A 10,003-nucleotide genomic window follows, 5' to 3' on the forward strand; every position below is an offset into this window, starting at 1 on the left:
ATAATGATCATGTTACAAGTCAACGATTTACACGCATCCATCAACGGCAAGGCCATCCTCAACGGTTTGAACCTGACCATCAAGCCCGGCGAAATCCACGCCATCATGGGGCCGAACGGTTCGGGCAAAAGCACCCTCTCCAAAGTATTGGCAGGGCGTGAGGAATATGTTGTCACCAGCGGCAGCATTACCTATCAGGGGCAGAACCTGCTGGAACTTGCCCCGGAAGAACGTGCCCATCAGGGTATTTTCATGGCATTCCAGTATCCGGTGGAAATCCCCGGCGTCAACAATACCTATTTCCTGCACATGTCATTGAATGCCATCCGCAAGGCACGTGGCGAGCCGGAACTGAATTCGGTCGATTTCATGCGGCTGGTACGCAGCAAGCTCAAAGCCCTCAACATGGACGAAGGTTTGTTGAAACGTTACGTCAATACCGGCTTTTCCGGCGGCGAAATGAAGCGCAATGAAATCCTGCAAATGAGCCTGCTGGAGCCGACGTTGGCGATTCTGGATGAAACCGATTCCGGGCTGGATATTGACGCGCTCAAAATTGTGGCAAAAGGGGTGAATACCCTGCGCAGCCCGCAACGCGCCATGCTGGTGATTACCCATTACCAACGCCTGCTGGATTACATCCAGCCCGATGTGGTGCATGTGTTGAGTGGCGGCAAAATCATCCGCAGTGGTGACAAATCGCTGGCGCTGGAACTCGAAGCCAAAGGCTACGGCTGGATTCAGGATTATCAGGAGGCAGCATGAACACCCCGGACATCCTGCACCACTACCGCCAATTGGCAGCCGACCAAACCACTATGGCCCATGATTGGCACAACCGGCGGCAACTGCACGCGGTCATGCAGGTACAGGAACTGCCACTGCCCGAACGCGGTCAGGAAAGTTGGCGCTATACCCCACTGCCGCCCTTGCTGGACACGGCTTTTCAGCCCGCAGCACTGGAACAGGATTTGCTGTTTGCCGACGATATTGAGCAACTGCGCCTGACTCCAGCGGCAAGCCTGCGTATTGTGCTGCACAATGGTTTTTTTCTGCCGGAACTGTCCAACCTGCCGGACGATGGCAGTATTCGCATTGAATCGCTGCGCAGTGCCTTGGCGAACGGTGACAAAACCGTGCAGGCTCATCTGGGTGAACTGAGTGGCGAACAGTCGCACCTGTTCCATGCCCTGAATACGGCCATGCTGGGCGAAGGTGTCTACCTGCACATCGCAGCAGGTGCACAACTGGCGCAGCCGATTGAAGTGCTGCACGTCAGCCTCAGTTTTGCCAGTGAATACCTCGCCCAGCCGCGCTTGTTGGTGGTGGTCGGTGAGGGGGCGCAAGCCAGCATCGTTGAGCAATACGCCTCCCTGGCGGATGTGCTGTGCCTGAATAACACCGTGACGGAAATTTTCCTGCACGCGGGCGCAAACCTTGAGCATTCACGTTTGCAGAACGAAAGCCTGCGTACCCGCCACCTGGCCAGCCTGTATGTGCAACAAGCCGAGGGCAGCCACTACCGCAATACCACCCTGGCATTCGGCGGGGCATGGTCACGCACGGAATTCCATGTACGTTTCAGTGGCACGGGCGCTAATTGCCGTCTTAACGGTTTCTATCTGGCGGGTGACAAGCAATCCCACGACATGCACCTGAACGTGGTGCATAACCTGCCGGGATGCAGCAGCCAGAGCCATTTCAAAGGCATTTTGCAGGGTCACAGCAAAGCGGTGTTTGATGGCAATATCGAAGTTAAACCCGCTGCGCAGAAGACCGATGCCCGCCTGAGTAATGCCAACCTGTTGCTGTCGCGTGATGCCGAAATCGACACCAAGCCCCGCCTGGAAATCTACGCCGACGATGTGCAATGCAGTCACGGCACAACGGTCGGGCAGATTGACGAAGAAATGCTGTTTTACCTGCGTTCGCGCGGCATTCCCCACGCGCAGGCCGTCAACATGATTTGCACCGGGTTTGCCGATGAAGTGATTGGCACATGCGGCTGGGAATCACTGGAAAACCTTGCCCGCGAGGTGTTAGCCCGGCAATTGGCTGCTGCGATGGTCGCAGGGGGGTGATGGCGATGTTCAAGCTGTCACGTCTCAATCAGGCTAGGATGGTAGAGCAGTACGGCGATACTGCACAGGCGCGGCAGGAATGGTTGAAGCAGGAAGTCATTGCGGCTATCCGCCAGGTTTACGACCCGGAAATTCCCGTCAACATTTACGACCTCGGCCTGATTTACGCACTGGAGGTGGACGGCAACAACAACGTCGACATCCGCATGACCCTGACCAGCCCCGGTTGCCCGGTAGCCGGTAGTTTGCCGGGCAATGTGGAAGCGGCGGCGCGTTCCGTCGTCCAGGTCAACGATGTCAAGGTGGAACTGGTGTGGGAGCCTCCGTGGGATCAGTCACGCATGAGTGAAGATGCCCGCCTGCAACTGGATATGTTTTAGGAGACGGCATGACCGGCAGCATGACATTTGATGACATCAGCAGTGATTTCGCCTTTCTGGACGACTGGGAACAACGCTACCAATACCTGACCGAACTGGGTGAGGCGCTGGAACCGATGCCCGAAACCGAAAAGACCGAAGACAACCGGGTGAAAGCCTGCATGAGCAAGGTGTGGGTAAGGGCATTGCCTGACCCGGACGGCTCCGGCAAGGTCATTTTTCACGGTGATTGTGATACCGCTATTATCAAGGGCGTAGTGGCGCTCTTGGTCAACCTGTTTTCCAGCAAAAGCCCCCAACAAATCGTTGACATGGATGTTGACGCCCTTTTTGACCAGATTCAACTGGCGGAAAATCTTAGCCCCACCCGTCACGTGGGTATATACGCCATCGTCGACAAAATGCGTGCACAAGCACAGGCATTGATCACCTTTTAAACCGTAGTGGTACTGTTGGTTATCAGCAATGTATAACTGGTGTGATATTGTTGTCGCACTTTGACGGGAGTTTTTTATGAAATTGTACAAGGCATTTTATGCTGTTTGGCTATTTGTATTGGCGCTGTTGGTGTCGGGCTGTGTCGGTGTGCCTGATGGGGTAACGCCTGTGACCGGATTTGAGGTTAACCGCTATCTGGGTAAATGGTATGAAATCGCCCGGCTTGACCATTCCTTTGAGCGAGGTTTGGAGCAGGTAACGGCAGAATACAGCCCTCGTGACGATGGCGATATTCGCGTCCTCAACCGGGGCTACAATACAGCCAAACAGCAATGGCAGGAGGCGGAAGGTCGCGCCAGATTTGTCGGCTCAAAGGATGTAGGGCAACTGAAAGTATCGTTTTTTGGCCCGTTTTACGGTGGTTACAATATTGTGGAGCTGGATCCGAACTACCAGTACGTCATGATTGTGGGCAATGATCGAGATTACTTGTGGATTTTGTCGCGTACACCGCAACTGGATGTAGCTGTGCAGCAGCGTTTGGTAGACAAGGCGAAAAGCCTTGGTTTTGCTACAGAAAAGCTGATTTTCGTGAAACAGGATTGAAGGGCGGGAGGTTTTATTTCTCTATCGCTTGCAACCACATCTCCAACGCTGCCATGTGCCACAGTTTGCTGCATAGATAGCTTGGGTTTCCGTGCCCGTCTTGTTAAGCTGGACAAGAGAACTTAACCCAAAGCAGTAGCCAAATGGATCATAAGCAAGAGTTCCGCGCAAAATTAGCCACGTTCGTTAGTAGTCTCCAGCAGCACGTCAGTACGGAAAATGGACAGTGGACGGTCAAGGGATTTATCGACGTATTCCAGAACGTCTACACAATTTCATCTGACACCAAGATCGTTTCCAAGATATTGGAAATTCACTTGTTCCCAAAAATTCTACAGTTTGCGCAAGACAACGGCTATCGTGTGGTGTTGGCTGACCACCAGAATTACTACCCGGATATTTCTTTCGTCAAAACGGATGATGAAAGCGTCAAATTTGCCGTTGATTTCAAGACAACTTACCGCAACCCCAAAAAGCCGCATTTGTGTAACGGTTTCACATTGGGTTCGCACGGAACTTACTTCGAGAACCGCCAAAGTACCAAAAACATCCAGTTTCCCTATGGCTCGTATACGGGGCATTTCTGCCTTGGCATCATCTACGATAGAGCAGAAGGCGCAACGATAGACGAAACCCGTTCCCATCGGCTGGATGAATTGCAGTCCATCGCTTCAGTGGTCAAAAATTTCCAGTTTTTCGTAGTAGAAAAATGGCAAATCGCCAGTGATAAAGGCGGCAGCGGCAATACCGCCAATATCGGCAGCATCAATAATATCGACGACATTATCAACGGGCGCGGCATGTTTTCCCGTTTGGGAGAAAGTTGGTTTGACGATTATTGGATGAACTATTGCAAAATTATTGTGCAAAACGAGCAAGGTATTACCAACAAAATTTCGACGCTGAAAGCTTTTGTTGCTTATCGCGGTGGTGATGTTTCGCTGGTAGTCGACAAACAGAATGGTGGGGAATGATAGCAATGAAAGTCAGCGTTCCCCCAATCAAATCTCAAGGCATTAAAACCAAACTTGTGCCTTGGATCAAAAACATTATTCCCGTTAATTTTGAGGGGCGGTGGGTTGAGCCATTTATGGGGACTGGCGTTGTGGCTTTTAACCTTACTCCGCAACAGGCTTTGTTGTGTGATACTAATCCGCATTTGGTTAACTTTTATTCTTGCCTTGCAAAAGGCGTGATTACGTCTGAAAGTGTCCGCGTTTATTTGAATAGAGAAGGGGCTTTGCTGCTGGAAAAGGGCGAAGTGCATTACTATGAAATCCGCGAACGCTTTAATCAATACCATGCACCTTTGGACTTTCTGTTTTTGAACCGCGCCGGATTTAACGGCATGATCCGTTTTAATCGGAAGGGTGAGTTCAATATTCCATTTTGTCGTAAACCGCAGCGATTTGCCCAAGCCTATGTGACCAAAATCGTGAATCAGGTCGATGCCGTTGCGAAAATCTTGCACACCAAGCAGTTTGAGTTTAAATGCCAGGATTTTACTAAAACACTCCAGGAAGTGTCGGCGGATGACATTGTGTATTGTGATCCGCCGTATATTGATCGCCATGTGGATTATTACAACGGATGGGATGAGCTTCAGGAACATCGCCTTCATGCTGCGCTGGAAAAACTGGATGGCAAATTCATCCTTTCCACTTGGCATCACAATGATTTTCGGGAAAATACCTACATCAAGTCACTGTGGGGCAAGTTTAACGTGCTGACACGGGAGCATTTCTACCATGTCGGCGCGAGTGAAGATAATCGCAATCCCATGATTGAGGCATTAGTGACAAACTACGATCCGTCCGCTGATGAGCAAAAGGTAGAGGCGTTTCAGCAATTTGCGTTGTTGGGTTAAACCTTGACGCTCTGCAACCACATCTCCAACGCTGCCATGTGCCACAGTTTGCTGCCTTGAATCCGCGTCAAATGCGCTTCGGGGTTGGCGATCACCTTGTCGATATAGCTACGCTGATACAAACCACGTTCGCGGCAGGTTTGCGAATCCAGCAAATCCCGCATCATTTCCAGAAATTCGCCACGCACAAACTTCAAGGCAGGCACGGGGAAATACCCCTTGGGGCGGTCAATCACGCTATCTGGCACTAGTCCTCGCGCAATCTGTTTCAGCACGTATTTGCCGCCATCGCGCAATTTCAATTCGGTCGGCATTTGCGCAGCCAGTTCCACCAGTTCGTGATCGAGGAACGGTACACGCGCTTCCAGTCCCCATGCCATTGTCATGTTATCCACGCGCTTGACCGGATCATCGGCGATGAAAGTCGTCACGTCGGCACGTAATACCGCATCCAGCGTTTCTTCCGCATCGGGTGATTCCAGCAATTCGCGCACCAGTTCGCCGGTATAGTCGCGGGTTTGGAACGGGGTTTGCAACATTTCCGCCATCTCGCGGTGGTCGCGGTCGAAATAATACGGGGCGAGGCGTTGCAATTTGTCGGGATGGGTGGATGCGTGGGCTTGCGGATACCAGAAATAGCCACCAAACACTTCATCCGCGCCTTGCCCGGATTGCACCACTTTCACATGCTTTGACACCTGTTCGGAGAGCAGGTAGAAACCAATCGCATCCTGCCCGAACATCGGTTCTGCCATGTTCGCCACCGCTTCCGGTAGGCGCAGCAAGGTCTGTTCGTTGGGGATGTGGAACTTGTGGTGGGTGGGGCGGAAGCGTTCCACCACCGCGTCGGAATATTCGTATTCGCTGCCTTTTTCTTCCGGCTGGTCGTCAAAACCGATGGTGAAGGTGCGGATGTCTTGGATGCCGATTTCAGCCAATAAGCCGACCAATAGACTTGAATCCAGCCCGCCCGACAGCAGCACGCCCACGGGTACATCGGCAATATTATTGCGGCGGTGCACGGCGGTTTTCAGCGATTCGTGTACGGCGTCGATCCATTCCTGTTCGGAACGCGGCTCGCTTGGGCGACGTGCTACCAAATTCCAGTAACGTTTCAGCTCTTGCCGCCCGTCCATGTGAATGGTCAGGGAATGCGCGGGTTGCAGCTTACGGATGCCATTCAGCACCGTGCGCGGTGCTGGCACGACTGCGTGCAGCGAAAACAGGTTGTGCAGCGCCAGCGGGTCGAGGCTGGTATCAATCCCCGACGTGGTCAGCAAGGCTTGCGTGTTGGAGGCAAAGCGGAAACTTTTACCAGCGGTGGCGTAGTACAGCGGCTTGATACCCATGCGGTCACGCGCTATGAACAGCACTTTTTTGCGCATGTCCCAAATCGCGAAAGCGAACATTCCCAGCAAATGCTTGGGCGCGTCTTCGCCCCATTCGGCGTAGGCTTTGAGGATAACTTCGGTATCGCCTTCGGAGAAGAAATGATGCCCGCGAGCCTTCAGTTCCGCCCGCAATTCGGGGTGGTTGTAGATCGTGCCGTTGAATACCAGTGCCAAGCCGGATTCGATGTCCACCATCGGCTGGCTGGATTTGTACGACAGGTCAATGATGGCAAGGCGGCGATGCCCGAACGCCAGCGCACCATCAGAAAAGCTGCCCGCGTGATCGGGGCCGCGCTTTTCCAGCTTTGCCATCATGCTGTTGAGGTATTTTAGTTCGGGGAGTTGCCCGTCGAGGCGTAGTTCACCGCAAATGCCGCACATGGGAGTTCCTTGTTACCCGTTAAACATCTTCCATGCAGTGTGCCACAAATTGGTGAGCAAATCTAAAAGACCATAATGCAGAATAAAGTAGGTTGTAATGAAAACAATGATTATGAAGCATATAATCAATAAAACTTTCTTGCCAAAATCCATCAATAATATTGTGGGGATATTTTTATGTTTTAAAAGGGCATTATTTACTTGGCCTAATAAAGCTTTTTCAAAGCGACTCTGACTACGCTTAATTGCATCAATATCACTAGTGTAGTCAAAAGTTGCAGCCATTTTGATCTCTGCCAATGCCTTTACTTCCAGTTCTTGACATGCTGTTATGACTTTGTTTAAATCCTTGGCAATATTATTCGAGGATTCAATAATATTCAAACTATTCCTACCTTGTTCAATAGTCGCCGAATTAACAACATCATGCAACTTATTGATCTCGCGATGAATTAAGTCAATTATTTCGCTCTTATATTTGCCAGTCAAATCAAGCTCGTGAATTTTATCTAGTATGCGTAATTCCGAAGATTTCAAAAACTCTAAAACTTCATCTTTATCAGTTCTTAATTTAGCCTGATACTGTGAAAGTACATCTATGCTTTCCTGGACGTCTTTGTTAATTAATAACAATCCTTCTTGCTCATGTGCAACCAGCACTTTAAGGCTATCTTCTGACCTTTTTATGTATTTTTCAGCATCATGAGCTGCTGCATTTATCTTACTTAAACCGGAATTCATTGTTTCAATCGGTTCTTCGATGATTGATATGAGTTCAGCACGGGTTTTGTCATCTATATGAATTTCATACTTTTCTTGAATGCTGCTAAGTTGTTTATTTAATGCATTGTTAAAAATATCGAGTTTTGAAATATTTTCATTAATTAATATCGTATCAAGATTGTGAGATCTATTTTGATTGATTTGCAGATCGACCTTTGCACTCAAGGATTTTAGAGGGTTTTCCAAACCACTAATGGTTTTCTTTCTTTTATTCTCTTCTAATTTTATATGATAAATATCATCATAGACAGTACCTAGCATTCGACTAACTTCTTCCAATGTCCTCTTAGTGTTCTGATCCTCTTGATCTTTAATGATTTGCACGGCTTTTTTGTTTGCGCTTTCTTTTATACTTTCAAAATTAATACTATCATCTATTACAATCTCATCTAATTGCTGCTTAATCGCTCCCATCATTAAAGCATTGCTCTGCGTCTGAGGATAACTTGAAAGCAAATAAAAGGCTACATGCAGAAAGTATAGTGTTTTTTCTTTATATCCAAGACTTAAATAAAACTCTCCTAGCTCATGATATTTATATGGTTCTCTTAAAACGTGATTACCTTCATACGCCAACTCTAGTTTTTCCAAGTATTTTTCTTTTTCTTGTTCTATTAAAGTCTGATCACCTTCGCATTTTATTATGTCTAGTATCGCATTCTTAATCTTTGCTATCTTAATGCTCAAATCATTTTCCATACTTATCAAACTTTCATGAAAGTCAATTGTTTCCTCAAGAGATACTAGCAGTGTTTGCTCTATGTTTTCAAAGTTGTTAGTACGTCTGGCTTTTTCCAAAATAAAAGCCTGTTCGTGCTCTGGATTTAAGTTGATTGCCCTTTTAAATAAGGCAGTAGTAGTTCGCCTAGATTTATTTTTGTGGGCAATAACCGCAAGATAAGCGTACAAGTAAGACAGGGCAATAGATCGCTGTTCTATTTCCTTATGAATTTTTCTAAGTTTATCCGCGTTTTCTTGTATTAAAGAGCCGTCTAGAAAATCATTATCAAAGATATAAGGCGTGAGTTCAATCCCGAATTTATCCTTTATAGATTTATTGTAAGCCAAGGCATTGTTTCTTATCTTATCCTTGAAGAAGTCGAGATTTGAAAAGTCATCAAAGTTTAGACTTTCATTATCTATTACAACTTTTGTATTGATGCTTACCGGATATCTTTCAGAGTGATTATTGGTGATAATTTCATTTATTTCATCAGTAAATGTATCAAGGCGTGTGCATAAAAAGGTATTTGGCTCAAGCACACCAAACTGTATGTGACTTAAATTTAATTTTCCATCGCGTTCTTGAATAAAAGTTCCTGCACCTGATATTCCTTGCATGGACGCTACAATGTTTCCCATTGACAAAACCGGACTACTTTTGCAAAGCATTTTTGTGTGCCCGCTTTCATCAAATTGATGGTGCTGAACAATATATGGAGTTAGCTTGCTTATTTGCTCAACATTTTTTGTTATCCTAGGATAGCCTGAGATGAAGAAATTCTTTGAGGAGTAGTTATTATTATCTAAATCAAAGAACTCTAGCGTGCTTACTTCTTTTTCAATTTTTGTTTCTGATGCTGGAAGTATGATAAGTCCAATATCCACTTTTTTATTAGCTAAAAAGCGAACAGTAATATTTGAGCAGATGATGTTGTCCTCTGGATACGCCTCAATAAACACAAAGATATTATCTTTGTTTATGTTTATAGAGTTTTCTGCAAACAATCCATATTCTATAGCCATCTTTTTATTTTTTGGGAAAAATATGTGTTTCGCAGTCAAGATATAATATGCCTGGTCTTTTTCATGAGACTTAAATATCACCCCGCTCCCTTGAGAAAATACACGTTCATCGTCCTCATTCTCGTAATAGTATTCTATTTTAATGGCATATTTTTTCACTGCATCACTAGACATATATCTTTCCTTTAATATTCAATTTCTTGCGTGGTTTTTATTCTAAAACCAAATTCATCCTTTTCCTTGTCTTGAAACCTCATAGATGAATTCAGATCTTTTGTGGAATGTATAATGATCGGCTGCGTCTTATTTTGGCTCTTTGGGATTTCCCGT

At 47.2% G+C, this 10,003-nt stretch carries 9 protein-coding genes; 7 read left to right on the forward strand and 2 right to left on the reverse strand.

Translation table 11 applies throughout. The features are described from left to right. Positions 1-9: 9 nt before the first annotated feature. From sufC to B2U47_RS07470, 7 genes are all read left to right on the forward strand, one after another. Complete coding sequence (gene sufC / locus B2U47_RS07440) at positions 10-765, forward strand: Fe-S cluster assembly ATPase SufC (protein WP_296678582.1); 756 nt, start codon at positions 10-12, stop codon at positions 763-765. Then, a complete protein-coding gene (sufD, locus tag B2U47_RS07445) occupies positions 762-2,081 on the forward strand; it encodes a Fe-S cluster assembly protein SufD (protein WP_296678580.1) in 1,320 nt (439 codons plus the stop codon). Before sufC ends, sufD begins: the two co-directional genes overlap by 4 nt. Further along, positions 2,081-2,461, forward strand: coding sequence for an SUF system Fe-S cluster assembly protein (locus B2U47_RS07450; RefSeq protein ID WP_296678579.1), 381 nt, complete (start codon positions 2,081-2,083; stop codon positions 2,459-2,461). Before sufD ends, B2U47_RS07450 begins: the two co-directional genes overlap by 1 nt. Positions 2,462-2,469: 8 nt before the next feature. Further along, on the forward strand, positions 2,470-2,898 hold the full coding sequence (locus B2U47_RS07455) for a SufE family protein (protein WP_296678576.1): 429 nt from the start codon (positions 2,470-2,472) through the stop codon (positions 2,896-2,898). Positions 2,899-2,974: 76 nt separating this feature from the next. Further along, positions 2,975-3,505 (forward strand): lipocalin family protein, encoded by a 531-nt coding sequence (locus B2U47_RS07460; protein ID WP_296678574.1) that lies wholly within the window; start codon positions 2,975-2,977, stop codon positions 3,503-3,505. A gap of 143 nt (positions 3,506-3,648) precedes the next feature. Continuing rightward, positions 3,649-4,479 carry an EcoRV family type II restriction endonuclease gene (locus tag B2U47_RS07465; RefSeq protein ID WP_296678572.1) on the forward strand — a complete coding sequence of 277 codons (831 nt, stop codon included), beginning with the start codon at positions 3,649-3,651 and terminating at the stop codon, positions 4,477-4,479. A 5-nt stretch (positions 4,480-4,484) separates the two neighbouring features. After that, the gene (locus tag B2U47_RS07470) at positions 4,485-5,372 is read left to right on the forward strand and encodes a Dam family site-specific DNA-(adenine-N6)-methyltransferase (RefSeq protein WP_296678570.1); all 888 of its coding nucleotides are present in this window, start codon (positions 4,485-4,487) and stop codon (positions 5,370-5,372) included. Here the strand turns inward: B2U47_RS07470 and B2U47_RS07475 are convergent. Both B2U47_RS07475 and B2U47_RS07480 read right to left on the reverse strand, forming a co-directional pair. Continuing rightward, complete coding sequence (locus tag B2U47_RS07475) at positions 5,369-7,144, reverse strand: N-acetylglutaminylglutamine amidotransferase (RefSeq protein ID WP_296678568.1); 1,776 nt, start codon at positions 7,142-7,144, stop codon at positions 5,369-5,371. The genes B2U47_RS07470 and B2U47_RS07475 overlap by 4 nt on opposite strands. A gap of 12 nt (positions 7,145-7,156) precedes the next feature. Continuing rightward, positions 7,157-9,847, reverse strand: coding sequence for a hypothetical protein (locus B2U47_RS07480; protein WP_296678567.1), 2,691 nt, complete (start codon positions 9,845-9,847; stop codon positions 7,157-7,159). Between the last annotated feature and the right edge of the window lie 156 nt (positions 9,848-10,003).

This window comes from Thiothrix sp. UBA5583 (assembly GCA_002425225.1).
Classification (GTDB): domain Bacteria; phylum Pseudomonadota; class Gammaproteobacteria; order Thiotrichales; family Thiotrichaceae; genus Thiothrix; species Thiothrix moscowensis.